Source organism: Cryobacterium frigoriphilum, assembly GCF_004403305.1.
Lineage (GTDB): Bacteria > Actinomycetota > Actinomycetes > Actinomycetales > Microbacteriaceae > Cryobacterium > Cryobacterium frigoriphilum.
Map to the genome: position 1 here is coordinate 1 of NZ_SOHE01000053.1, position 23,253 is coordinate 23,253.

At 67.4% G+C, this 23,253-nt stretch carries 24 protein-coding genes; 5 read left to right on the top strand and 19 right to left on the bottom strand.

Annotated elements, in window-relative coordinates; translation table 11 throughout:
- From E3T55_RS11835 to thyX, 16 genes are all read right to left on the bottom strand, one after another.
- Positions 1-1,736, bottom strand: a 1,736-nt coding sequence (locus E3T55_RS11835) for a S8 family serine peptidase (RefSeq protein WP_166791772.1), incomplete at its 3' end; no start/stop codon positions are given.
- Positions 1,737-2,012: 276 nt separating this feature from the next.
- Complete coding sequence (gene dapF / locus E3T55_RS11840) at positions 2,013-2,894, bottom strand: diaminopimelate epimerase (protein WP_134519780.1); 882 nt, start codon at positions 2,892-2,894, stop codon at positions 2,013-2,015.
- A gap of 66 nt (positions 2,895-2,960) precedes the next feature.
- A complete protein-coding gene (gene miaA / locus E3T55_RS11845; protein ID WP_134519781.1) occupies positions 2,961-3,959 on the bottom strand; it encodes a tRNA (adenosine(37)-N6)-dimethylallyltransferase MiaA in 999 nt (332 codons plus the stop codon).
- A gap of 65 nt (positions 3,960-4,024) precedes the next feature.
- Entirely contained in the window at positions 4,025-5,659 is a 1,635-nt protein-coding gene (gene miaB, locus E3T55_RS11850) for a tRNA (N6-isopentenyl adenosine(37)-C2)-methylthiotransferase MiaB (RefSeq protein WP_134519782.1), read from the bottom strand.
- Between the two features lie 40 nt (positions 5,660-5,699).
- Positions 5,700-6,536 (bottom strand): regulatory protein RecX, encoded by an 837-nt coding sequence (locus tag E3T55_RS11855; RefSeq protein WP_134519783.1) that lies wholly within the window; start codon positions 6,534-6,536, stop codon positions 5,700-5,702.
- Positions 6,536-7,678, bottom strand: coding sequence for a recombinase RecA (gene recA, locus E3T55_RS11860; RefSeq protein ID WP_134519784.1), 1,143 nt, complete (start codon positions 7,676-7,678; stop codon positions 6,536-6,538). Before recA ends, E3T55_RS11855 begins: the two co-directional genes overlap by 1 nt.
- Positions 7,679-8,002: 324 nt before the next feature.
- Positions 8,003-8,224: a DUF3046 domain-containing protein gene (locus E3T55_RS11865; RefSeq protein WP_134519785.1), complete on the bottom strand. Its 222-nt coding sequence runs from the start codon at positions 8,222-8,224 to the stop codon at positions 8,003-8,005.
- A gap of 103 nt (positions 8,225-8,327) precedes the next feature.
- Entirely contained in the window at positions 8,328-8,636 is a 309-nt protein-coding gene (locus E3T55_RS11870; RefSeq protein WP_119975548.1) for a helix-turn-helix domain-containing protein, read from the bottom strand.
- A gap of 183 nt (positions 8,637-8,819) precedes the next feature.
- Positions 8,820-9,380 (bottom strand): CinA family protein, encoded by a 561-nt coding sequence (locus tag E3T55_RS11875; protein WP_338145128.1) that lies wholly within the window; start codon positions 9,378-9,380, stop codon positions 8,820-8,822.
- A gap of 7 nt (positions 9,381-9,387) precedes the next feature.
- Positions 9,388-9,993 (bottom strand): CDP-diacylglycerol--glycerol-3-phosphate 3-phosphatidyltransferase, encoded by a 606-nt coding sequence (gene pgsA, locus E3T55_RS11880; protein WP_134519786.1) that lies wholly within the window; start codon positions 9,991-9,993, stop codon positions 9,388-9,390.
- 5 nt (positions 9,994-9,998) lie between these two features.
- Positions 9,999-12,968, bottom strand: a complete 2,970-nt coding sequence (locus E3T55_RS11885; RefSeq protein ID WP_134519787.1) for an FtsK/SpoIIIE family DNA translocase — start codon at positions 12,966-12,968, stop codon at positions 9,999-10,001.
- A 52-nt stretch (positions 12,969-13,020) separates the two neighbouring features.
- Positions 13,021-14,277, bottom strand: coding sequence for an ABC transporter permease (locus tag E3T55_RS11890; protein ID WP_134519788.1), 1,257 nt, complete (start codon positions 14,275-14,277; stop codon positions 13,021-13,023).
- Positions 14,274-15,050, bottom strand: a complete 777-nt coding sequence (locus E3T55_RS11895) for an ABC transporter ATP-binding protein (protein WP_241993027.1) — start codon at positions 15,048-15,050, stop codon at positions 14,274-14,276. Before E3T55_RS11895 ends, E3T55_RS11890 begins: the two co-directional genes overlap by 4 nt.
- Positions 15,047-16,201, bottom strand: coding sequence for an efflux RND transporter periplasmic adaptor subunit (locus E3T55_RS11900; RefSeq protein ID WP_174775465.1), 1,155 nt, complete (start codon positions 16,199-16,201; stop codon positions 15,047-15,049). Before E3T55_RS11900 ends, E3T55_RS11895 begins: the two co-directional genes overlap by 4 nt.
- A 92-nt stretch (positions 16,202-16,293) precedes the next feature.
- Positions 16,294-17,271 (bottom strand): 4-hydroxy-tetrahydrodipicolinate synthase, encoded by a 978-nt coding sequence (gene dapA / locus E3T55_RS11905; protein WP_134519789.1) that lies wholly within the window; start codon positions 17,269-17,271, stop codon positions 16,294-16,296.
- Between the two features lie 21 nt (positions 17,272-17,292).
- Complete coding sequence (gene thyX / locus E3T55_RS11910) at positions 17,293-18,009, bottom strand: FAD-dependent thymidylate synthase (protein WP_241993050.1); 717 nt, start codon at positions 18,007-18,009, stop codon at positions 17,293-17,295.
- 105 nt (positions 18,010-18,114) lie between these two features.
- Here thyX and E3T55_RS11915 point away from each other — a divergent pair, with 105 nt between their 5' ends.
- The 4 genes from E3T55_RS11915 (at position 18,115) to E3T55_RS11930 (ending at position 20,538) form a co-directional block, all read left to right on the top strand.
- Positions 18,115-18,609 (top strand): TlpA family protein disulfide reductase, encoded by a 495-nt coding sequence (locus E3T55_RS11915; protein ID WP_134519791.1) that lies wholly within the window; start codon positions 18,115-18,117, stop codon positions 18,607-18,609.
- Positions 18,593-19,099, top strand: a complete 507-nt coding sequence (locus E3T55_RS11920; RefSeq protein ID WP_134519792.1) for a DUF4395 domain-containing protein — start codon at positions 18,593-18,595, stop codon at positions 19,097-19,099. Before E3T55_RS11915 ends, E3T55_RS11920 begins: the two co-directional genes overlap by 17 nt.
- A 95-nt stretch (positions 19,100-19,194) precedes the next feature.
- Positions 19,195-19,620 carry an OsmC family peroxiredoxin gene (locus E3T55_RS11925; RefSeq protein ID WP_134519793.1) on the top strand — a complete coding sequence of 142 codons (426 nt, stop codon included), beginning with the start codon at positions 19,195-19,197 and terminating at the stop codon, positions 19,618-19,620.
- A gap of 12 nt (positions 19,621-19,632) precedes the next feature.
- Positions 19,633-20,538: a TIGR01777 family oxidoreductase gene (locus E3T55_RS11930; protein ID WP_134519794.1), complete on the top strand. Its 906-nt coding sequence runs from the start codon at positions 19,633-19,635 to the stop codon at positions 20,536-20,538.
- A gap of 207 nt (positions 20,539-20,745) precedes the next feature.
- On the opposite strand, the gene E3T55_RS11935 is transcribed toward E3T55_RS11930, so the two are convergent.
- Positions 20,746-21,189: a hypothetical protein gene (locus E3T55_RS11935; RefSeq protein ID WP_134519795.1), complete on the bottom strand. Its 444-nt coding sequence runs from the start codon at positions 21,187-21,189 to the stop codon at positions 20,746-20,748.
- Entirely contained in the window at positions 21,186-21,986 is an 801-nt protein-coding gene (gene dapB, locus E3T55_RS11940) for a 4-hydroxy-tetrahydrodipicolinate reductase (RefSeq protein WP_134519796.1), read from the bottom strand. The genes E3T55_RS11935 and dapB overlap by 4 nt, the downstream gene beginning before the upstream one ends.
- Before the next feature lie 63 nt (positions 21,987-22,049).
- Here dapB and E3T55_RS11945 point away from each other — a divergent pair, with 63 nt between their 5' ends.
- A complete protein-coding gene (locus tag E3T55_RS11945; RefSeq protein WP_134519797.1) occupies positions 22,050-22,571 on the top strand; it encodes a GNAT family N-acetyltransferase in 522 nt (173 codons plus the stop codon).
- Here the strand turns inward: E3T55_RS11945 and E3T55_RS11950 are convergent.
- A complete protein-coding gene (locus E3T55_RS11950) occupies positions 22,568-23,170 on the bottom strand; it encodes a histidine phosphatase family protein (RefSeq protein ID WP_134519798.1) in 603 nt (200 codons plus the stop codon). The two genes, E3T55_RS11945 and E3T55_RS11950, sit on opposite strands and share 4 nt — an antisense overlap.
- Positions 23,171-23,253 lie beyond the last annotated feature (83 nt).

Sequence of the window (23,253 nt, forward strand, 5' to 3'; positions counted from 1 at the left end):
GCCAAGAACCGCGGATGCTTCTCCACCCGCCAGCCACCGGCCACAAACCCGAAGTTATCCACCACCTTCACCGGACCCTGGAACGTACCGTTGCCATTGCTGCGCGAGAGCCAGACGCCGGCCGTGCCGAAGCCCACGATGTCGGCGGCTCGGTCGCCAGTCATATCCGCCAGCAGCCGCGGATGCTTGTCGACCCGCCAGCCGCCCGCGTCGAAGCCGAAATTGGCCACGCCGAAGATGGGGTGACTGACCGCTTTAAACGCGTTGATGCGGCCGCGCCCCAGCATTCCGACAAATCCGGGGTTCGAGGCGTCGATGTTGTCGCAGGTCCCCTGCAGCACGTCGCGTACCTGCGCGTTGTTGAGAAAACGGTGCTTCGACCAGATCAGCGCGGCGACCCCGGCCACGTGCGGGGACGCCATTGACGTTCCGTCGAGAAAGCCGAACGTGTCGCCCGGCATGGTGGACCAGATGTTCACGCCGGGCGCGGAGACGTCGACGTTTCCGCCGAAGTTGGAGAACGACGCGCGCCGGTCGCTCTGGTCGAGGGCGGCAACGGCGATCACCTCGGGATAGACCCCGGGGAACTGCGGGGTGATGTCCGTGTTGGTGTTGGCATTGCCCGCGGCGAAGACCACGACGACGTTACGCGCGACGGCATTCTGAATCGCGGTGCGCACCCCCGCGTGGTCACCGTTCATGCGCCAGCTGCAGTTGACGACGTATCTCCGCCCGGGGTTCGCCACGGCATGGGCAGCAACGAAGTTGATCGCATCGGCCCGGTTCTGGTTCATCCCCGTTTGCAGGTCGATCCGCAGCGGCATCAGTCGGCACCCGGGTGCGACGCCGAGCACGCCGACGGTGTTGTCGGCCGCCGCGATGGTGCCACACACGTGGGTGCCGTGGCCATCGACGTCGTCGGGAACGGGATCACCCACATCGGCGAAGTCCCAGTCTTCCGTGCCTCGCGGGAGAAAGTTTGCCGCCAGGTCAGGGTGATCGAGGTCGGCCCCGGTGTCGATGACCGCGATGATCACGTCGGGGTCACCGCGGGTCACGTCCCACGCTTCGGTCGCATCGATATCGGCATCAGCGCGGCCGGCAACACCATTGACCACCTGGGCGGTGTTGTGCAGGCCCCACAGCCGGGGAAAATCGGTGTCGTTGGGGATATACGCGAGGGCGCTGTTGAAGCTCACTTCGCTCGGCTCGGCGAAGACGACATCCGAACGGTTCGCGAAGGCCCGCACGCTGTCGAACAGGGAGCCTCCCCGCGGAACGGCGACGGTGTAGTAGCCGGGGGTGCGTTGGGCGATGATGACCTCGCTGCCCAGCTCGCGGATGGCCGTGGTCGCCTGCTCCGGTTCGACACCCTCCGCAAACTGCACGGTGAGCTCGTCCGGAAGAAAATAGCGCGAGGCCCCGTACTCGTCGATCAGCACCGGCATGGCGTTGGCGATCTCGGGTCGCTCGGCGAGCGAGCGTTCCGCGGTCGCGCGGTCCTGGCCCGGGCGCACGTAGACCGCGGCAAAACCGCGGTTGAGGTTGACGCCCTGGCTGATGGACAGCACCGGGCCCGAACGCACAATGTCCCGAACGGTGTCCTCGTTGGCGCTGCCCTCGAAGGTGACCATTTCTTCATCCGCCTTGGGGATGAACTCGAGCTGTTTACCGCTCGTCTTGTCGATGTAGCTGAAGTTGCTGTCCCCGCGCACGGCGGGACGTACGATGTCCATTCTCGTCTCCAGTCTCTACCGGTGGAGAGATAGACGCGTGCGCGTGCGCTCCACCGACGACCCGCAGCGGTTCGGCGGGCGCGACCAATTGGTCAGCACCCACGAACGCCTCCAGCCTGCTCCTGCGGCCGTTATCGGCGCGTTACCGGGCGCGAGCCCGTGCGGGTGAACGCGTCCGGGTGAGCGCGTGCGGGCGAGCACGTCCAGGTGAGCACGTCCAGGTGAGCACGTCAAGGTGAGCACGTCCAGGTAAACGCAGACGGGTGCCGGCGGGTATCAGCCGAGGGCGAGGAACCCGTCGAAGACGAGTTCGGCGGGCCCGGAGAGGCTCACGTGCTCGCCGTCTTCGGTCGCGAACATGCGCACGCCGAGCACACCGCCGGGTACTTCGACGCGCCACTGGTTGGGTGCACCGGCGCCGGCCCAGTGCCTCGTCGCGAGGGCCGCTGCTGCTGCGCCCGTGCCGCACGACAGGGTCTCGCCGCTGCCTCGTTCATGAACGCGCATCCGGAAGCGGCCGACGCCGTTTACGACGAGCGGGTCGTGAGGCACGACGAATTCCACGTTGGTGCCGCCGTCGGGCTCCGGGTCGAGCTGCGGGATGAAGGTGAGGTCGGCGGCATCCAGCTCGCTGTCATCGGCCAGGGCCACGACGACGTGCGGGTTACCCACATTGATGCCGACGCTCGGCCGGGAAACGGCGAGGTTCTTGGTGCGCACGAGCGGACCGGTCGCCTCAAGTTTCCACCGACCGAGGTCAACCTGAAATCCGGTCGCGTTGCGCTGCACGTCACGCACGCCGCCACGGGTACCGATCACGAGGGTGTCCCCCGGCTCAAGCGTCGCGAGGTTGTTCTCAATCAGAAAGCGGGCGTAGACACGGATGCCGTTGCCACACATCTCCGACACGGTCCCGTCGGCGTTCCAATAGTCCATGAACCATTCGGCCTGCTCGTCTTCGGCCAGGGCTGCCGCCCCGGCATCGAGCCTGGTCGAACGCACCGCACGGATGATCCCATCGCCGCCCACCCCGAACTTGCGGTCACACACCGCCCGAATTTGATCGGGGGTGAGGTTCACGAGTCCATCGGGGTCGGAGAACAGCACAAAGTCGTTGCCCGTGCCGTGCCCCTTGGTGAAGTTCAGATCAATGCCCATGGGCCCAGTTTAGGCGGCGGTCCCGCACGAGCCCCCGCAGAAGCCCCTGCGCCCCGCGAGAGCGGGTCAAACGTCGTTCTGGAGGGCGCTCACCGACGAGTGGCCCGCTTTCGCGGGAAGGGTCAGCACGGCGTGCAGAGCCTGCGCGACCCGATCGGGTGCGGTCGCCTCGATCCAGCTCGTGTCGGTCGATCGTTTGAACCAGCTCACCTGTCGGCGGGCGTAACGACGGGTCAGCTGCTGGGTTGCTTCGATCGCCTCGGCCGCGCTCATGGTGCCGTTCAGCTGGGCGAGGGCCTGCGCGTACCCGATGGCACGGCTGGCCGTGACGCCGGTTTCGAGCCCCAGCGGTCTCAGTGCGGCGACCTCGTCGACGAGTCCGGCGGCCCACATTTCATCGACCCGGGTGTCGAGGCGGGGGGTGAGCTGCTCGCGCGGCATGCGCAGCCCCAGGGTGAGGGCCGGCATCCAGTAGACCGGTTCGTCCGGCAGTGCGGCGAGGTGCGGACCGCCGGTGATCTGCACGATCTCGAGAGCACGAACGAGGCGTCTTCCGTTGCTGGCACCGATACGTGCCGCCGCGCCGGGGTCGACGGCCTTGAGCCGGGCGTACATGACCCCGGGCCCGTGCTCGGTGAGGTCGGCCTCGAGGGAGGCCCGCAGCACCGGGTCGGTGCCCGGAAACTGAAAGTCGTAGACGACCGAGGAGATATAGAGGCCCGACCCGCCCACCAGGATCGGCACCACACCGCGTGCCACGATGTCGCTGATAGCGGCGCGCGCGTCACGCTGGTAGTTGGCGACGGTCGCTTCATCGGTCACCTCGAGCACATCGAGCAGGTGATGACGGATGCCCCGCCGTTCCCCCAGGGGCAACTTGGCCGTTCCGATATCCATGCCGCGGTACAACTGCATCGCGTCGGCGTTGACGATCTCCACCGCCCGGCCATCGTGCTGCAGCCGCTCGGCGAGATCGAGGGACAGGTCGGACTTGCCGGTGCCGGTCGGCCCGACAATCACGATCAGCCGCGCAGGCCCGGTCGCCGCAGGCCCTCCGTCGGTCATCGCGACGCCCACCGGGGCGTTACTGCCCGGCTCGTCAAGGCTCGTGCGTTGCTGAGCGGCACGCGTCAGCGTTCCCCATCGGTCACGTCGTAGATGGGAATCGTGGCGCCCTGGGGTGGCCCCACCCGCAGCGACGGCAGACCGAGGTTCACCGGGCCGGCCGCGCCGGCCGCGCTCGTTCCGCCGTGACTGTGCCCAGCGGGTACACCGCAGGACTCAGCCTCGGCACGGTCCCACGCATCGCCGGCTCTGGTCGCACGAATACTCAACGGCGCCTGGTCGACCGAGTCGGCGATCAGGTGGTAGGGGTGAGCTTCGGTCACGGTGACGGTGACCATGTCGCCGGGGCGGGGGCGCGCGGAACCCGCCGGTACATCGAAGTGCACGAGCCGACTGTCGGGCGCACGTCCGCTCATGCGGTGTGTGTCGGCGTCTTTGCGTCCTTCACCGTTCGCGACGAGCAACTCGACCGAGCGACCGATGATGGCCTGGTTCTCTTCGAACGAGATTCGGTCCTGCAGGGCGGCCAGGCGCTCATAACGGTCTTGCACGACGGCCTTCGGCACCTGGTCGGGCATCGTCGCGGCGGGTGTTCCGGGGCGGATCGAGTACTGGAAGGTGTACGCGGTGGCGAAGCGGGCGGCTTCGACCACCCGCAGGGTCTCCTGAAAGTCTTCCTCGGTTTCGCCGGGAAAGCCCACGATGATGTCGGTGCTGATCGCGGCGTCGGGCATCTGCGCTCGCACGCGTTCGAGAATTCCGAGGAACTTGGTCGAGCGGTAGGAGCGGCGCATCGCCTTGAGCACTCGGTCGGAGCCGGACTGCAGCGGCATGTGCAGCTGAGGCATCACCGCGGGGGTCTCGGCCATGGCATCGATGACGTCGTCGGTGAACGCGGCGGGGTGCGGGCTGGTGAAGCGGATGCGTTCAAGCCCCGGAATCGTGCCCGCGGCGCGCAACAGCTTGCCGAAGGCCAGTCGGTCGCCGAACTCGACGCCGTAGGAGTTGACGTTCTGGCCGAGCAGGGTGACCTCGATGGCGCCGTCGTCGACGAGCGCCTGGATTTCCGCGAGGATCTCCCCGGGGCGACGGTCTTTCTCCTTGCCGCGCAGGGCGGGAACGATGCAGAACGTGCAGGTGTTGTTGCAGCCGACCGAGATCGAAACCCAGCCGCTGTAGCTTGAGTCCCGCTTGGTCGGCAGCGTCGACGGGAAGGTCTCGAGGGATTCGAGGATCTCAAGCTGGGCCTCACCGTTGTGGCGGGCACGCTCCAGCAGGCTCGGCAGCGATCCCATGTTGTGCGTGCCGAAGACCACGTCGACCCACGGCGCCTTCTCGAGGATCGTATTCTTATCCTTTTGGGCGAGGCAGCCGCCGACGGCAATCTGCATGCCCTCGTGCTTGCGTTTGACCGAGGCGAGGTAGCCGAGGTTGCCGTAGAGCTTGTTGTCGGCGTTTTCGCGCACCGCACAGGTGTTGATCACGACGATGTCGGCCTCACCCCCGTTTGCGGAGACATAGCCGGCCGCTTCGAGCGACCCGCTGAGGCGTTCTGAGTCGTGCACGTTCATCTGGCAGCCGAAGGTGCGCACCTCGTAGGTGCGGGCCCGACCCGCCGCATCGACGGATGCGGCGGATCGACTGATCACGGTCGGTGAGACCAACGAAGTGTGCGGGGAGGAAAAGGTAGTGCTGCTCATAGTGACTCGAGCTTACGCGAGCAAGGTGGGAGTACGGCCGTTACTGAAAGCGCACCGTGGACCGAGGCGACGATTTCGAACCTCCCCCGCGCGATTCCAGGGCCGCCGCAATGGCGGTCCGGCAAATGTCGGAGCCGTACCCCTTGCGCTGCAGAAATGCGGTCAGCCGACGCTTGATGGTGGTCTCGTCGAAGCGTTCCAACTGGCCGATACGCTTGGTGGCGATGTCGATGGCACGTTCGGTTTCATCGTCGGGCAGCTCTTCGAGGGCCGCCTCGATCACGTCAGGGTCGACCCCGCGACGGCGCAGTTCAGCGCCGACGCCGGTGCGGCCCAGGCCCTTGCGTACGCCATGGCTGTGCAGCACCTGTTCGGCGAGTTTCTGCTCGTCGAGGTAGTGCAGGTCAGTGAAGCGGGCGATGATCTCTTCGATGTCGTCGCGCCCCAGTTCGGTGCCGCGCAGCACCTCCAGTGCTTCCTTGATCGACAGCGAGCGACCGTGCAGGCGATGCATCAGCACCTTCTCGGCGCGGGCCTTCTCCCCCGCCGAGCCGGTGTCCTCGCCAGCATCATCGCCTTCGGAATCGTCATCGTCAGCTGCGACTGCGACTGCGACTGCGGCGGCAGCGGCAGCGGCAATCGGTTCCGCGGCGCCGACCGGGTGAGCGTCGATCGGATCGACCGGGCGCAGTTTTCTCTCAAACGGGGTCACCTTGGTGGAGCCGGGTACGAGCGGTGAACGCCGTTTCATGCCCGGCGCCGCGCCCGGCAGGTAGGCGACCGGAGCGACCTGCTGCTCGGTCGGCGTGGTGGCGTCTGGCGTGGTGGCGTCTGGCGTGGTGGCGGCCGGTTCGTCGGACTCGACGAAGTGCACCATTAGGCGCTCTTACGGGCGGAGGCCTTGACCGGCGCTGGCTGACCATCGACGGCGGCGGATGCGGCAGCGACGGCAGCGGCCTCTTCAGCGACCTTCGCTGCTGCCTCGGCGGCGGCCTTTTCGGCGGCCTTGGCCGCGATGCCTTCCGGTCCGACGCCGAGCTTGATGAGGATCTTGCGCTCGATCTCATTGGCCATGTCGGGGTTGCGCAGCAAGAAGTTGCGCGAGTTCTCTTTACCCTGGCCGAGCTGGTCGCCATCGTAGGTGTACCAGGCACCGGACTTCTTCACGATTCCCTGGTCGACACCGAAGTCGATCAGGCTGCCCTCGCGGGAGATGCCGACGCCGTACATGATGTCGAACTCGGCCTGCTTGAAGGGCGGTGCCATCTTGTTCTTGACGACCTTGACGCGGGTGCGGTTTCCGATCGCTTCGGTGCCGTCTTTCAGGGTTTCAATTCGACGGATGTCCAGCCGAACAGAGGCGTAGAACTTGAGTGCCTTACCACCGGACGTCGTCTCGGGGCTGCCGAAGAACACCCCGATCTTTTCGCGCAACTGGTTGATGAAGATCATCGTGGTATTGGTCTGGCTGAGGCCACCGGTGAGCTTGCGCAGGGCCTGGGACATGAGTCGCGCCTGCAGGCCGACGTGGGAGTCGCCCATCTCACCCTCGATCTCGGCGCGCGGCACGAGTGCGGCGACCGAGTCGACGACGATGAGGTCGATGGATCCGCTTCGCACGAGCATGTCGGCGATTTCGAGGGCCTGCTCACCCGTGTCGGGCTGGGAAACCAGCAGGGCGTCGATGTCGACACCGAGCTTCTTGGCGTATTCGGGGTCGAGGGCGTGCTCTGCGTCGATGAACGCGGCGATGCCGCCGTTCTTTTGCGCGTTGGCGATCGCGTGCAGGGTCAGCGTGGTCTTACCGGAGGACTCGGGTCCGTAGATCTCCACGATGCGGCCGCGGGGCAGCCCGCCGATGCCGAGAGCGACGTCCAGGGCGACCGAACCGGTCGAAATCGTTTCGACGGGGGCGCGTTCGTCGCTGCCCAGTCGCATGACCGAACCCTTGCCGAACTGCCGGTCGATCTGAGCGAGTGCGGTTTCGAGTGCTTTTTCGCGGTTGGCGTTCGATGCCATGGTGATCTCCTCTGGTCGTACGTCTCTCGTCGTACGTCTTGGTCGTGCATTGTGTCGCCTATAGGCTGTCGTCGCGCCAACGGGAAGACCCCGGGGTGCGCTTTCGACAAGGCGGTCATGCGCTCTTTCCTGACGAAGCCGACTGTACGCCGAGCCTCCGACACTGGCCGGAAGGATGGCGGAATGTGGAAACTCCGCGCAAAAAAGATGCTGTGGAGGAGCCTAGCAACTACCGAACAGGTTTTCGAGCAAGTGGCCACTCTCAGAGGCGGCGTGTCGAAAACATGCTGGCGCGGCGCGGGGCGATGACTACCGCGCCGACTGCTATTGGGGCGCGGGAAGTCCGGCACCGTACCAGCGGTGCGGCGGGACATCCGTTTCGGCGCACAGGGCAAGCCAGACATCGCGCGCGGCAACCCCGCCGGCGAGGGCCTCATCGGCCGTACGCCCGCCGAGCGGGGTCAATACCAGGTCACGCGTGAGTACGTGCCCATACGATTCGCCAAACTCGTGCGCGAGTGCGCGACGGAATTCACTCAGTCGCATAACACTCACTCAGTCGCATGAAATTCACTCAGTCGCAGGAAAATCGCTGAGTCGCAGGAACCTGTGGGTCGTACGTGTCGTTGATTCGGGAAGTGATGGATGGTTAGCGGACCATGAGGTCGGCATCGAAGTTCGCGACGAATTCGTCGGGAACGGTGTCGGGGAACGGATCGATCCCCTCGATGACGGCCAGTCGGTCGCCAACCTCGCGCATGATCACCGAGATGGGTGTCTCGAGTGCTTCTGCCACGGAGGCCAGAATCTCTGACGAGGCTTCTTTCTGGCCCCGTTCTACCTCACTCAAATAGCCGAGGGCTACGCTCGCTTTACTCGCGACCTGACGCAGGGTTCGACCCTTTTGCAGGCGGAAGTCCCTCAGCACATCGCCGATTTCCTGACGAACAAGAATCATCGGAACCTCCTTCTTTTGCCTGTCGCGCACTTGACAGTGCTGCCTTGGTAGTGATCTGTGAGAGTGCCGGGTTCTACCGGGTGGATGCTTGATGCTACAGCATCCGTCTCACACTAGGACACTACCGAGTTCGACTGGACTTTGCTTGTGAATATGCACGATGTAACCCGACCGTAACGGGATCTATTCCGAGTCGTCACGGGCTATCAGGTCACGCACAGCATCGACCGCCCGGCGTACCGTTTCGGTGCGAACAGCGTCGCGGTCTCCGGTGAGGTGCAGGGGGATGGCCCAGGACCCGGTGCCTTTGGCCAGCCCGATGAAGACCGTTCCGGCTTCGAGGCCGTCTTGCGGCAATGGACCGGCCACACCGGTCGTGGAGACGCCGATCTCGGCGCGACGGCCACCGACGGCGAGGTGCGTGCGAGCGCCGATGGCCATCTGCTTGGCCACGTCGGGGTGCACCGGGCCGTGCACGTTGAGGATGCTGCTGTCGACCCCGAGCAGGGTGCGCTTGAGTTCGGTGTTGTACGAGACGAGGGCGCCGTTGACGACCTTCGAGGCGCCGGGGATGCGGATCAGTTCGGCGGCGAGCAGCCCGCCCGTGAGGGACTCGGCGACCGCAATGGTGAGGTTGCCGACCGTGAGTTCATGGATCAGGGCCGCGGTCGCATCGATGGGTACGGCAGGAACAGGCGCTGCGGGAACAGGCGCTGCAGGAACAGGCGCTGCGGGATCAGGCACAGCGGAATCAGGCACTGCGTCGTCTCTGCCGGGCCTCACGGGCGGCGGCGGCCAGGTAGTCCAGGCCGCTCAGCACGGTCAGGAGGAGTGCGATGGCCATGGTCACGGTGTTGACGATGTTGATGGCGGGAGCCGCGGATTCGAAGACCTGGTTGAAGGGCAGCAGGGCCAGGGAGATGGCCACAGACTGTGCGATCGTCTTGAGTTTGCCGCCGCGGGAGGCCGGAATGACGCGGTCCCGCAGCATCACGAAGCGGAACACCGTGATGCCGATTTCGCGCACGAGAATGACGATCGTCACCCACCATGGCAGTTCCAGGAGAATCGACAGGCAGACGAGCGCTCCCCCGGTGAGCACCTTGTCGGCGATCGGGTCGAGGATCTTGCCGAGGTCGGTCACGAGGTTGTGCTTGCGGGCGATGGCGCCGTCAATGCCGTCGGTCGCGATAGCGATGATGAAGACGATTGCGGCGGCCCAGCGCAGGCCGCTGTCGGGATCGGCGGCCAGCAGCATCCAGATGAACACGGGCGCGAGCAGAATTCGCACCACGGTGATCAGGTTGGGCAGGTTCCAGTTGCTCGGTCGAACGACCGGGATGGAGGGTGTAGCCATGAAAGTTAGTCCCTGTCGGTCAGTTGCCAGGCGTCCTCATCGGCGGGGCCGTCCTCTTCAGGATACCCCTCTGACATTTTCTGCACGGGGTCGTCCGCGTAGCGCGCGTCGGGGGAATCGTACGGTGCCTCGGGTGGCGCGGCGGCGGCTGACTTGGCGTGCTGCTCCTCGTCGGAGCCGCGCAGGCGGGCCAGCACGGCCGGCAGCTGCTCGGCCGAGACGAGGACGTCCCTGGCCTTGGACCCCTCTGACGGGCCCACGATCTCTCGGGATTCGAGCAGGTCCATGAGGCGTCCGGCCTTGGCGAAGCCGACGCGGAGCTTGCGCTGCAGCATCGACGTGGACCCGAACTGGGTCGACACCACGAGTTCCGCGGCGGCGAGCAACACCTCGAGGTCGTCGCCGATGTCAGAGTCGATCTCTTTGCGGGGGGCGACCATCGACACATCCGGTCGGTAGTCGGGCCGAGCCTGTTGCGTGACGTGCTTGACGACGCGCTCGATCTCGGCCTCGGTCACCCAGGCGCCCTGCACTCGGATGGCCTTGGACGCTCCCATCGGCAGGAACAGGGCGTCGCCCTGGCCGATGAGCTTGTCGGCGCCGGGCTGGTCGAGGATGACCCGGGAGTCGGTGACGCTCGTGACAGCGAACGCCAGGCGGGAGGGCACGTTGGCCTTGATGAGCCCGGTGACGACATCGACGCTGGGGCGCTGGGTGGCGAGCACGAGGTGGATTCCCGAGGCCCGGGCGAGCTGCGTGATGCGCACGATGGAGTCTTCGACGTCGCGCGGGGCGACCATCATGAGGTCGGCGAGCTCGTCGACGACCACGAGCAGGTACGGGTAGGGCTTGAGGGTGCGGGCGCTGCCGGGCGGCAGGATGATCTCGCCCCCGACGACGGCCTTGTTGAAATCGTCGATGTGTCGAAACCCGAAGCTGGCCAGGTCGTCGTAGCGCATGTCCATCTCTTTCACGACCCACTGCAGCGCTTCCGCTGCCTTCTTGGCGTTCGTGATGATGGGGGTGATGAGGTGTGGCACGCCGGCGTAGGCGGCGAGCTCGACGCGCTTGGGGTCGATCAGCACCATGCGCACGTCGCTCGGTTTGGAGCGCATCAGCAGGCTGGTGATCATGGAGTTCACGAAGCTCGACTTACCGGAGCCGGTGGACCCGGCCACGAGCAGGTGAGGCATCTTGGCGAGGTTCGCGATGACGAATCCGCCGCCCACGTCTTTACCGACACCGATGGTCATCGGGTGGGTGCTGTTGGTCGCGGTACTGGAGCGCAGCACATCGCCGAGGGTGACGATTTCACGGTCGGTGTTGGGGATCTCGATGCCGATGGCACTCTTGCCGGGGATCGGCGAGAGAATGCGCACCTCGTTGGACGCGACGGCGTAGGAGAGGTTGCGGCTGAGGGCCGTGACCCGCTCGACCTTGACGCCCGGGCCGAGTTCGATCTCGTATTGGGTGACGGTGGGGCCGCGGGAGAATCCGGTGACCTTGGCATCAACCGAGAACTGGGTGAGCACCTCGGTGATGGACTTGACGACCTCATCGTTGGCCGCGGAGCGGGCCTTCGCGGGCGGTCCGGCGGTGAGGGTGTTCGCGGCCGGCACGACGTACGGCATGCTCGGCTCGACGAGGGGCGGCAGTGCGGCGGACCCGGAAGCGGCGTCGTCGTCGATCGGAAGCTCGTCGTTCAGGTCGCTCGCGGCTGGCGGGTGGAACCCCGGCAGCACCTCGGTGAGGCCGGCCGGGTCGTCGGAGAGCAGACCGGTGTTCGAGCCGCGGGGCAGGTCCATCTCACCGGTGAACCGCTTGACGGCCTGTTCGGCGCGCTGCAGGTCTTCAAGTACCTCGGTGCCGTAGTGGTCGCCCGCGGCGGGAGTGGCTGGCGCGGGCGCGATCGGGCCGGGGGCATCCGCTGCCGCGTTCGACTCGATCGCGGAGGCGAAGCTGCCCTCCCGGGCGCCGTCGAGCAGTGTGCTGAGCGCGTCGGGTGCGTCGGCACGCTGGCCAGACGTGGTCTGGTCAGGGTCTTCTTCGCGGTTGCTCGCGTTGCGGCGCCACCACGGCAGCAGGCTCGGGTCGCCGTCTGCGGTGCCGTCGACTCCGTCGAGTTCGACCTGAACCGACTTCTCGTGGGCGCGCTCGAGCTGCGCCTCTTTCTTGGCGGCTCGTTCTTCATCGTCGAGCAGCGGAGCCCCGAACAGCCAGGCGTAGAGCTCACGCAGTCGCCGTCCGATGCGGTTCGGCGGGGTCTTGGTGATGATGAACAGGCTCAGTGTGAGCAGCAGAATGACGACGATGGATGCCCCCACCGGCGTGATCAGGGCGATCAGTGGTGCCGCGATCATCCAGCCGAGAACGCCGCCGGACAGGGCGAGCACGTCGATGCCCTCACTCGGTTCGGGGCGCACACCGAAGATGTGGCAGAGGCCGGAGACGGTCACGAGCAGCAGCGAGAGGCCGATGCCGACCCGGCCGTTGTCGTGCACCGAGCTGGGCTTGCGGAACAGCCAGATCGCGAAGAGCAGCAGCACCACGGGCAGGGCAAACGCGACACGGCCGAACAGGCCGCCGAAGGTATAGGCGTCGAAGTTCGCGGCAACCGGGTTGTCGATGAGGAACCATTCGACGATTGCTCCCGTGACGGCCAGCAGCACGAGAAAAAATGGCAGCCCGTCGCGGCGATCGTCTCTGGCGAGGTCTTCGGGGCTGAGCGCGCGCGCCGCGCCGCCGGCGACGTGGGCGAGGGACATCCACACGCGCACGCCAACGTTGGGCTTCACCTCGGTCGCGGTGAACTTCACGGTCTTCTGTGCGTCGGTTCGGTTCGCGGCCGCGCGGGCGGCTGCGGCCTGCTGGCGCGCCGTCTTCTGCGCATCGGTGCGCGGCGCAGACTTGCGCGCCGCAGCGCCACCCTGGGGTGCGCTGCGGGCACGTCCGTTCGACTTTGTGCTCGTAGCCATGCGGTAACGCTACCAATCACCACCGACATCGGGCGGTATCCCACGCCCAGCTCTAGTAGCGGATGGCGTCGATCACCTTGACGCGCACCGCCACGAGGGCCGGCACCAGGCCGGCGAGGGCACCGACCGCGGTGGCCGAGACGAGCCCGATGATGGCCGCCTCGACCGGAAACGCAGGAAAGTCGGTGACCTGCCCCTGTCCGATGAGCCCCTCGATCCAGGGGTTTTTCACGATCAGTACCGCGGCGATCACGCCGACGATACCGGCCGCGACGGTTGCGACTACGCTCTCCATCATCACCGAGAAGAAGACCCGACCCGCGGTGGCCCCGAAGCTGCGCCGGATGCCGATCTCCCGTATCCGCTGCTTGAGGGTGACGAGGGCGATGTTCACGAGTCCGAGCGCGCCGAGCAGCAGCACGAGGCCGGCCACTCCCCCGACCAGGAGCTTGAGCGACAGGTAGGGGTCTTCCCCGCCTGTCCAGGAGGCGTAGTCGGTGCGATAGACGTCGGCGGTGGCCCCGTCGCCGAGCGCGGCCGAGACGTCGCGCTGCAGGGCAGCGATGATCGGGTCGGCCAGTTCCGGCGGCACCCACAGCTCATAGGTGGGCGGACCGAAGTAGTTCACGGCCGACATCGCGTCGGTCGGGGCCGCGGTCACGGGCGCGGCGAGGGCCGTGAGGGAGTCGGTCAGCAGGTACATGGCCGGCTCCTGCTCCCAACCCTGGGCGGGAAACACGCCGGTGATCACGGCGGTCGTGTCTCGATCCCCGAGCAGCGTCGTGGTGGGGTGGGTGGCGAGGTCTGGCCGCCCGATGCGGTCGTAGAAGATGGAGTTGACCAGCACGGCCGGTGCGAGACGCGCGGTGTCGGCGTCGGTGAACCACGACCCTTCGCTCATCTTCACCCGGTGCATGGTGCCGTAGGGCACGTCGACACCGGTCGTGGCGACGGATGCCGCGCCATCGGCAAACTGCACCATCTGGCTGGTCGGGGTGACCCGGCTCGCATAGGTGATCTCATAACGCTCGAGAGCGGTCTGCCAGACCTCCTTCATCACCTCCGGCGCGGGGGCGGAGCCATCGAATGTGCTCGCGTAGACCTGCACGCTCGCCGGGCGGCCGCTCTGACGCTCGCTCTGCTCGAGGGTGGCCTGCTGGGCGACGGCGCCGAGACCGACCACGGTCGTGATCGCGCAGACCGCCACCGCGACGCCGATCAGGCTCAGCATGACGCGCGTCTTGTGGATGCGCACCTCCTGCCAGGCCTCGACGAAGGCGCCGACCAAGTTGCTCAGTAGACGGTTCATGTCGCGCGTCCCGCGGTCAGCTCACGGGTGGTGCCGCGCGCGAGGGCCGCGGTCTCGGCATCGGCCTGCAGCACCCCGTGGTCGAGCCGCAGGTGCCGGGTGGCACGCGCGGCGATCGCCGGGTCGTGGGTGATCGTGACGAGCGCCGCTCCGGAAGCTCTGGCGACATCGTCGATGAGGTCCATCACGGCTTCACCGGTCTCCAGATCGAGGGCGCCGGTGGGTTCGTCGGCGAGGATCAACCGCGGACCGCGCACGAGCGAGCGGGCGATCGCGACGCGCTGCTGCTCACCGCCGGAGAGTCGGTCGGGCAACGCCTGCAGTCGATGGCCGAGTCCGACCCGGTCAAGCATCTCGCTTGCAATGCGGCTGCGCTGCCAGAACTGGCGTCCCTCGGCGTAGAGCAACGGGGTCATCACATTCTCGAGGGCGGTGCGTCCCTGCAGCAGGTTGAACTGCTGGAAGATGAATCCGACATCACGTCCGCGCACCCGGTCGCGCTCCGCGCCGGAGAACGATCGTGCCGGCCGGCCGTCGAAGAGCAGCTCACCGGTCGTCGGGTTGTCCAGCAGGCCGAGCAGATTCAGCAGCGTCGTCTTGCCCGAGCCGGAACGACCGACGATCGAGACCCGGTCTCCGACGGAGACGGACAGGGTCACCCCGCTCAGAATCGTGAGCGGTGGCGCGTCGATGAGCTGCACCGTGCGCGTCACCTCGGTCAGTTCAAGCAGAGGCTGCGGACCCGTCTCATCGGCCGACGAATCGAGCGTCAATGGAGCGACCCCATCATCATGCTGCAGTCCTCGCTGCCATCGGGCAGAATTTCGCAGCCGTTGCTCGACTCGGCACCGGGCACGAATTCGTTGATCACGTCACCCTCGACGAGTCCGTCGACAACCTGTACGCTCACGCCGTCGGTCATGCCGAGCGTGACGGTGCGTTCCTCGGTGAGTGACTCGCTTCCGTCCCCGGTTGCGGCCACGTCGCCCGTTCCGGCATCGGAGCGTTCCCCGGCGGCCGAGTCGTCGGTCGTGGTGCCCTCGGTCGTGGTCCCCTCGGTGGGCGCTGCGCCCGCGGCGACCCAGACGATTCCGCTGCCGGCGGTACCCTGCACCGCCGTCGTCGGAATGACCAGTACGTTTTCGGCCAGGCCGGCCGCGATGGTGATCTCGGCGGCGAGTCCCGAAAACACGGTCACGTCGGCCGGTACGGCGCAGCTCACGGTCGTGCCGCCGGTACCCGTACCGGTGCCCGCGCCCGCGGCGGTTTCACCGCTCGTGGCGCCGGCGAGCGGGGTCGTGATCGTGAGGCCCGTGCAGGTGAAGGGTGCCGGGCCGCCGTCGATGGCGACGGAGGCTTCGGTCGGCCGTGACAGCAGCCGGTACTGCTGCTCTGGACTGAGCGATCCGCTGACCGAGAAGGTCGGTGGGGCGACCTGCCCGGTCGCGTCGCCGATCGCGACGCTCTGGCCGTGGATCACGCTGAGCGAGCTGAGCGTACCGGCGGCGGGTGCGAGCACTTTCACGAACGTCACGACGGTCTTGGGCTGCGTGATGGTCACGAGGCCCTCGGCATCCGTCTTTTCGACGGGGTCCGGCACCGTTTCGACGCGAATATCGTAGAGCGGCGCGCCGGTGGCGACGGATGCCCCCGCGGCCACGAACAGGTCGTCGACGGTGCCCATGACGGTCGCCTTGACGGTCACGGCCGGGTCGGCGTTGACCGTGGCGGGCAGGGTCACGTCGTTCTTGATGGTGCCGAGGCCGACCGTGATGGTCGGTTCGATGATGGCGCCGGTGGGCTGGGCAGCATCCGTGGCCTCAGCGTTGTCGGGGAAGAACGCGAGCTTGACCAGACCAACGGCAATGATGCCAACCAGCAGCAGCCGCAGAATCGGAAAAATCCATTTGCGTGCCACGTTCATTGACGCCCCCCGTCGGCCGATCACTCGCTGATCGGCACAAACTCGACCCTAGCGGCCTGGGCAACTCGGCGTCTGATCCCCATTCGGGGGGGCTAGCGCGTGGTGCCGGCGACCTTGGGCAGGGATCCGCCGGCGGCCGCGTTGCGGTCGGGGCGGAAGTTGGTGAAGTCAGCGCCGGGGATGTCGCGCACCCGGTCGAGCTCGGCTTCGATCTGGGCGGCCTCTGACTCTTCGGGGCCGACGAGGGGCAGGCGCACCCGCGGGCTGCCGATGCGGCGCAGGCCGTGCAGAATGTACTTGACCGCGACGGTACCGGGCACGTGCGTCATCACGGCCCGCACGAGGGGTTCGAGCTGCATGTGCGCGGCGGTGGCCGTCGTGAGGTCACCGCGGTTGACGGCGTCCACCATGTGGCGGTACGGCGTGGCCGTGATGTTGCCGGTGACGCCGATCAGGCCGGTGGCTCCGATCGACAGGGCGGGCAGCACGTTCGAGTCGTCACCGCAGAAGTACATCAGGTCGGTCTCATTGAGAACCCGGCTGACCTGCGCGAAGTCGCCCTTGGCGTCTTTGACGGCGAGGATGTTGGGGTGCTTCGCGGCCCGCAGGATGGTCTCGTAGGCGATGGCCACGCCGGTACGGCCGGGGATGTCATAGAGGATGACAGGCAGGTCGGTGGCGTCCGCGATCATGCGGAAGTGGGTGAGGATTCCGGCCTGAGTGGGCTTGTTGTAGTAGGGAGTGACGATCATGTTGCCGTCGGCGCCGGCCTTCTCGCTCTGGCGGGCCAGTTGCATGGCGTGCGCGGTCTCGTTGGAACCGCCGCCGGTGATGATCTTGGCGCGTCCGGCCGACACGCTCTTGCCGACCTCGACGAGGCGAATCTTCTCCGGGTCGGTCAGGGTCGACGTCTCGCCGGTCGTTCCGGTGACGACGATGCCGTCGGCGCCGGCGTTGATGACGTCGTCGATGTGCTTCTCCACCCCTGGCCAATCCACCTCGCCGTCGAAGGTGAAGGGCGTGACCAGTGCGACCAGCACCTGGCCAAAGGGATTCGTAGGAGTAGACACGCCTTACAGGCTAGCGCTTCGCTAGGGCGCGACGCGGCCGTTCGCGTTGAACGCGTCGTAGGTCAGCGGCATGAGCGTGCGAAAATGCTCTTCCATCTGCTCGGCACACATCTCGATCTCCCGCTGGGGAAACGACGGAAACTGGGTCCCCTCACGCTTGGTGCGCAGGCTCAGAAAGTTCATCAAGGCACGGGCGTTCATGGTCACGTACATCGACGAGTAGATATTGAGCGGCAACACGATACGGGCGACCTCACGCGCGATGCCGGCCTCGAGCATCCGCTGGTACGACTCATAGGCGTGGATCGCGGCGGCTCGCGTCTGCTGCTGCACGAGGGCGGTCTGTTCGGCGGAGCCGGGCAGAAAATCGTAGGCACCCGGCTTGCCGACCTGCACGAGGTGGCGGTCGCTCGCGGGAACGTAGAAGACCGGGCCCAGCTCCCGGTAGCGGCCCGACTCCTCGTTGTAGGACGCGATGCGGTGGCGCATGAACTCGCGAAAGACGAAGATGGGTGCGCGCACGTAGAAGGTCATCGAGTTGTGCTCGAACGGCGAACCGTGACGGCCCTGCATGAGGTAGTTGATCAGGCCGCGATCGCGCTTGTGCTCGGCCTCGACGCCGCCCGGCTCGTTCGCCTCGGGGGCGTGCGCGAGGGTTTGCTCGCCGAGCGTTGACACCCGGGCCGCGAAGAGCACATCGGCGTCATGGGCGCTCGCGCGCACCAGCTCCACGGTCATGGTCGATCGAAACTCGATTTCGGGCACGCCCCAGACTAACCGGTGGCCGTCGTAATCCGAGGTCACACATCCCATTCCGAGCGCCTCACGGGTAGCGTCGAAAGCATGGACCCCCTGCTCGCTCTCTCCCTTGTACTCGCACTGATCGTCGCGAGCACCGCGCTGGGGCTGCTCTGGCGGGCCCGGCAGGGTCGGGTGCGCGCCGCCGGCGGCGCCGAGGTCGTTCGCGCGACCGACGTCGGGTCATCCGTCGCCTTCGGAGATCTGGCCACGCTGCTGCAGTTCTCGACCGAACTCTGCGCTCGCTGCCCGGGCACGCGCCGTCTGCTCGGTCAGGCAGCGGATGCCCGCCCCGGCGTCACGCACGTCGACATCGACCTCACGCACCGCGCCGATCTCGCCGCCCGCTACAACATCTTGCAGACGCCGACCACACTGATTCTCGACGGTTCCGGCCGGGTGCGCGCCCGCGTCGGCGGCGCCCCGCACCGAGCCGAGATCGCCCGCCAGCTCGACGCGCTCGACGCGCCCGCCGTTCCCGCCGCCGAAAACACCCCATTCACCTCGCCCGTTCGGAGCCGCAATGTCCACGCCCAGTAGCCCCCGAGCCGCCACCTCCCGCCCCGCGCGCAGCCCGATCGACCCACGCGGCCCCCGCTTCGGGGCCTCTCTCACGGCCACCCTGCTGCTTGCGGTGCTGTTCCTGTCGCTGATCGGGGCATCCGTCGCTGCGCTCGCCCTGCTGGCCGGGCTCGTGGCCCTTTTCGCCTGGGGCGCCATCGCCGGCATCGGTCGTCACCCGTTCGGGCTGCTGTTCAAACGAGTCGTGCGGCCGCGACTCGCCCCGCCCGGCCAGCTCGAAGATCCCGCGGCCCCCACCTTCGCTCAGGGAGTGGGACTCGCTGTCACACTCGTCGGCCTCATTCTGGGCCTAGCCGGCGTGCCAGCCGCGGTCGGCGTCGCGGCCGGTCTCGCCTTTGTCGCCGCGTTCTTGAACGCGGCCTTTGACTACTGCCTGGGCTGCCAGATCTACCTGCTGCTCGTGCGGGCCGGCCTTCTCGGGCGCCCCCGCCGGGGCGCGACAGCCTGAGGCATGGAGCGTTCATTCAGACTATTCCCAGACAACGGTCTTCGCCGAGTCAGACCCGACGGATAGGGTGGAACTCCACAACAGGAGGTAACACCATGGCACTCACCAGCGAAGCCACCACCGTCTGGTCCGGCGATCTCGCCAGCGGCAGCGGCACCGTCAACCTCGATTCCTCGCACGCCGCTGCACTCCCCGTGAACTGGAAGGCCCGAGCCGAAGGAGTCTCGAACACCTCCAACCCCGAAGAACTTCTGGGTGCCGCGCACTCCGCGTGCTTCTCGATGGCCCTCGCCAAGACGCTCGCCGATGCCGGACACGCCCCCGAGAACATCCAGACCACCGCTGCCGTCACCTTCTCCGCCGGCACCGGCGTCATCGGCAGCCACCTGCTCGTGAGCGCCAAGGTTGCCGGCATCACCGAGGCCGAGTTCGAGGCCTTCGCCGAAGACGCCAAGGCCAACTGCCCGATCTCGAAGGCCCTCGCCGGTATCCCGATCACCATTGAGGCCGAGCTCGCCTAGGCGAGCCCTCTTATGCGCGTTCTGATTGCCGGAGCCTCCGGCCTGATCGGTACCGAACTGTCCCGCCAGCTCGGGGCGGCCGGCCACACGGCCGTGCGCCTCGTGCGGCGCGAGCCCCTCGGCCGCAACGAGTTTCGCTGGGATCCCGCGGCCCTCGTGCTCGACCCCGCGGTCCTCGACGACATCGACGCCATCGTCAACCTCTCCGGTGCCTCGCTCTCGCGACTGCCCTGGACCCCGGCCTACCGCAAGGAAATCCTGCGGTCGCGGGTGCAGGCAACTCGCACGCTGACGGATGCCCTCCGCCACTCCGCGGAACGCCCCGGCGTCACCCCGCCGGCGGTTCTGCTCAGCGCCTCCGCGGTCGGTATCTACGGCGACCGGCCCGGCGAGGAGCTCACCGAGCAATCCGCCCCCGCACACGACTTCTTGGCCGACGTGATTACGGCGTGGGAGCGCGAGGCCGCGCTCGCACCGGACGGTACCCGGGTCGTGAATCTGCGAAGTGGGCTTGTGATCGCCAGCGGCGGGGTGATGGCCCCCCTGGTGCCGTTGACGAAGCTCGGCCTCGCCGGGCCGCTCGGCGCCGGCACCCATCACTGGGCCTGGATCAGCCTGCACGACGAGGCCGCTGCGATCGTGCACCTGCTGGGCTCCACGCTCAGCGGACCGGTCAACCTGACCGGACCGACCCCGGCCACCGCGAACGACGTGATGGGAGCGCTCGCGCACGCCCTGCACCGGCCGTTCCGGCTCGCCGTACCCGAGCGTATCCTGACGCTGCTGCTGCAGGATGCCGCCCGCCAACTGATCCTGCCGGACCAGCGTGTCAGCTCCGCTGCGCTGATCGCCGACGGTTTCACGTTCACACACGAGACCGCGGCCGCAGCGGTCGGCTGGATGCTCGCCCAGAGCTGACCTCGCCGCCGATACCTCGGCCTCACCGGCGCCGAGTCCCGTGAGGCCCGGGCCCGTGCGCCCGCATCATCTCAGCACAGTGTTGCCGCTGCGCGGGTGCTGCGCCACCCCGTCCGGAGGCTGGCACCGAGGTGCGCGGGTGCTGCGCCGCTGCGCGGGTGGCACGCCTACCGCGCAACGGCGCAGCTACCGCGCAGCTCCGGCGGGCTACTGTGCGGGGCGCTCGAGGGCGATCGCCGTGCGGATGGCGCCGCGGGCGCGCTTGCGGTCGCCGGCGGCGTCGTAGGCGAGTCCGAGGCGCGCCCAGGCCTGCCAGTTCTCGGGGCTGGCCTCGGCCGCGTCGCGATACTCGGGGAACGCGGCATCCGCTGCCTCTCGGAAGGGGCGGCCGCTCGGGCGGCGGGGCAGATCGATGAGGGGCAGCTGACCCTGTTCCTCGAGCAGTTTCATGAGTCGTTCGGATCGGAACCCGAACATGACCTCGCGGGACAGCGCCCACACCCCGATGATGGGCAGCACGATGAGGGCGATGCCGATCACGACACCGATCGCTTCACCGCTCGTCACGAAGAGCACAGCGCGCGAAGCCATCACGACGAGGTAGAACACCAGCAGGACGGCCATCACGATGACGGCAATGCGCGCCTTCATTCGGATGCCTCCGCACGAGCACTGGAACCTGCACCTGCACCGACACCGGCACCGGCACCGGCACCAAAGCCGAGATCCACGATCTGGTCGAGCCCGACCGTCACGCCGCGGGCGTCGCGGGTCGCGTCGAGCGCGAGCATGATGCCGCGCTCGTAGGCCTTCGCCGACAGCGTGTTGTGGCTGATCGTGACCGTCTCCCCTGGTCCGCCCAGAAAGACGTCTTGCCGGGCCAGCATGCCCTCGAGGCGGAGGCTGTGCACGGGCACGCTCGAAACCTGCTGTCCGCGGGCGCGCTGGTCGGTGTGCGGGGCCGACACCGGGCCGAGTTCGGCGCGGGCACGGCCGATGAGTTCGGCGGTGCGCACCGCGGTTCCCGACGGGGAATCGACCTTGGCGGCCTGGTGGGCCTCGACGATCTCGATTGAACCGTAGAACCGGGCGGCGGCGGCGGCGAACGCCGTGGCGAGCACGGAGCCGATGGAGAAGTTCGGGATGATGACCACGCCGGTGTCTGCGCGTCCGGCGAGGCGGTGCGCGAGGCTGCCGATTCGCTCTTCAGACCAGCCGGAGGTGCCCACGAGTACGCGCAGGCCGTTGCTGGTCGCGAAGTCGACCACGCTCTGGCTCACGCCGGGGCGGGTGACGTCGATGGCGACCTCGGCACCGAGCATCTCGGAGAGCGGGCTCTGCGAGCCCAACCGGGCCACGAGCTCGTAGTCCTCGGCCTGGTCGACCAGCCCGCAGATGAGGAGGCCCATCGTGCCCGTTGCGCCGATAACGGCCACGCGTGTTGTCATGGCCCCAATCTACCAAGCCCCGCCGACACGCATCCGCCCCTGCCAGCCCCGTAGCCTTGACGCATGCCCGATTCCCGCCCTCAGCCGCCCCGATTCACCGACACCCCGGTGACGGATGCCGCGGCCCACGCCCTGCTCACGGCCTACTTCACCGAGCGGGCGCTGTCTTTTCCCGCCCAGCAGGGCCGCTACCGTCCCAGCTTTCCGGCGGCGGAGCAGTTCGTGCCGCCCGTGGGCGTCTTTCTGCTGCTGGGCGAACCGGCGGCCGAGGGTTTCGTCGGCTGCGGGGGCATCCGTCGCCTCGATGGCGCCCCGGCCGGAACCGTGCGCTACGAGATCAAACACCTGTGGCTGCACCCGAGCACCCGGGGTCGGGGCTGGGGCCGGTCGTTGCTGGCCGAGCTGGAACGACGAGCGCGGGGCTTCGGGGCGACCGAGGTTGTGCTCGACACGAATGCGAGCCTCCTCGCCGCCGGCGCGCTGTACGCGAGCGCCGGGTACGCCGAGATCGAGGCGTACAACACGAACCCCAACGCCACGACCTGGTATTCCAAGCCGCTGCTGTCGGAGAGTGCAGCCCCCTAGAACATCAGTGGTTCCGGCAGACCGGTGCGCAGCTCGACGGGAAGGTGACCGAGGTCGTTGTGGGTCACGAGGGTCCACGGTCGCCCAGGCTTCTGCTGCAGCACGGTCAGGCCGCAGTGCGCCTGATTGATGCCGACCCAGCGCCAATCGGGAGCGCCGAGAACCTCACGCACGAACCAGGCGATCACGAAGTTGTGGGTGATCAGCAGGTCATGCCGCTGGCTGCGGCGCGGCTGTAAGAATTCGGCAACGGCGTCTTCCATCTGGGCGCGGCCGGCGTCGATCTCCGCCTCGGTGACCGAGCCGAAGAACGGGTCGTAGGCCGACGGGGTTTCGGGTGCCCGGCCAGACGGAATGCAATCAAACAGCAGCGGGGAGGCCTCCCAGACCAGTGACGGCAGGCGCTTGGACATGATCGCGGCGGTTTCGGCGGCGCGCTGCAGGGGCGAATGCCAGGCCCCGGTAAACGGGACCCCGCTCAAGCGTTCGGCAATGTAGCCGGCCTGACGGATGCCCCGCGGGGACAAGGGGCCGTCTTCCAGGCCGTGCTCGGCGTCTTGCTGTTCGCCGTGCCGAACCAGATAGATGTACTGGGGCACACTGTCCCTTTCGCTGTAGAGCCGCTTGCCCGTAAATGGAGCGGAGTGAACCGGGCGTCGCTGTGATGGTGAAGCCAGCCGAA

Excerpts from the sequence above, each read along its gene's own strand:
- thyX (WP_241993050.1), bottom strand. The coding sequence starts at position 18,009 with ATGACCGTGGAGCTGGTGCGCGCGAGCGCCCATGACGCCGATGTGCTC.
- E3T55_RS11930 (WP_134519794.1), top strand. The coding sequence starts at position 19,633 with ATGCGCGTTCTGATTGCCGGAGCCTCCGGCCTGATCGGTACCGAACTG.
- E3T55_RS11920 (WP_134519792.1), top strand. The coding sequence starts at position 18,593 with ATGTCCACGCCCAGTAGCCCCCGAGCCGCCACCTCCCGCCCCGCGCGC.
- dapF (WP_134519780.1), bottom strand. The coding sequence starts at position 2,894 with ATGGGCATTGATCTGAACTTCACCAAGGGGCACGGCACGGGCAACGAC.
- E3T55_RS11915 (WP_134519791.1), top strand. The coding sequence starts at position 18,115 with ATGGACCCCCTGCTCGCTCTCTCCCTTGTACTCGCACTGATCGTCGCG.
- E3T55_RS11925 (WP_134519793.1), top strand. The coding sequence starts at position 19,195 with ATGGCACTCACCAGCGAAGCCACCACCGTCTGGTCCGGCGATCTCGCC.
- pgsA (WP_134519786.1), bottom strand. The coding sequence starts at position 9,993 with ATGGCTACACCCTCCATCCCGGTCGTTCGACCGAGCAACTGGAACCTG.
- miaB (WP_134519782.1), bottom strand. The coding sequence starts at position 5,659 with ATGAGCAGCACTACCTTTTCCTCCCCGCACACTTCGTTGGTCTCACCG.
- recA (WP_134519784.1), bottom strand. The coding sequence starts at position 7,678 with ATGGCATCGAACGCCAACCGCGAAAAAGCACTCGAAACCGCACTCGCT.
- E3T55_RS11935 (WP_134519795.1), bottom strand. The coding sequence starts at position 21,189 with ATGAAGGCGCGCATTGCCGTCATCGTGATGGCCGTCCTGCTGGTGTTC.
- E3T55_RS11945 (WP_134519797.1), top strand. The coding sequence starts at position 22,050 with ATGCCCGATTCCCGCCCTCAGCCGCCCCGATTCACCGACACCCCGGTG.
- E3T55_RS11900 (WP_174775465.1), bottom strand. The coding sequence starts at position 16,201 with ATGAACGTGGCACGCAAATGGATTTTTCCGATTCTGCGGCTGCTGCTG.
- E3T55_RS11870 (WP_119975548.1), bottom strand. The coding sequence starts at position 8,636 with ATGATTCTTGTTCGTCAGGAAATCGGCGATGTGCTGAGGGACTTCCGC.
- E3T55_RS11855 (WP_134519783.1), bottom strand. The coding sequence starts at position 6,536 with ATGGTGCACTTCGTCGAGTCCGACGAACCGGCCGCCACCACGCCAGAC.
- miaA (WP_134519781.1), bottom strand. The coding sequence starts at position 3,959 with ATGACCGACGGAGGGCCTGCGGCGACCGGGCCTGCGCGGCTGATCGTG.
- E3T55_RS11865 (WP_134519785.1), bottom strand. The coding sequence starts at position 8,224 with ATGCGACTGAGTGAATTCCGTCGCGCACTCGCGCACGAGTTTGGCGAA.
- E3T55_RS11890 (WP_134519788.1), bottom strand. The coding sequence starts at position 14,277 with ATGAACCGTCTACTGAGCAACTTGGTCGGCGCCTTCGTCGAGGCCTGG.
- dapB (WP_134519796.1), bottom strand. The coding sequence starts at position 21,986 with ATGACAACACGCGTGGCCGTTATCGGCGCAACGGGCACGATGGGCCTC.
- E3T55_RS11885 (WP_134519787.1), bottom strand. The coding sequence starts at position 12,968 with ATGGCTACGAGCACAAAGTCGAACGGACGTGCCCGCAGCGCACCCCAG.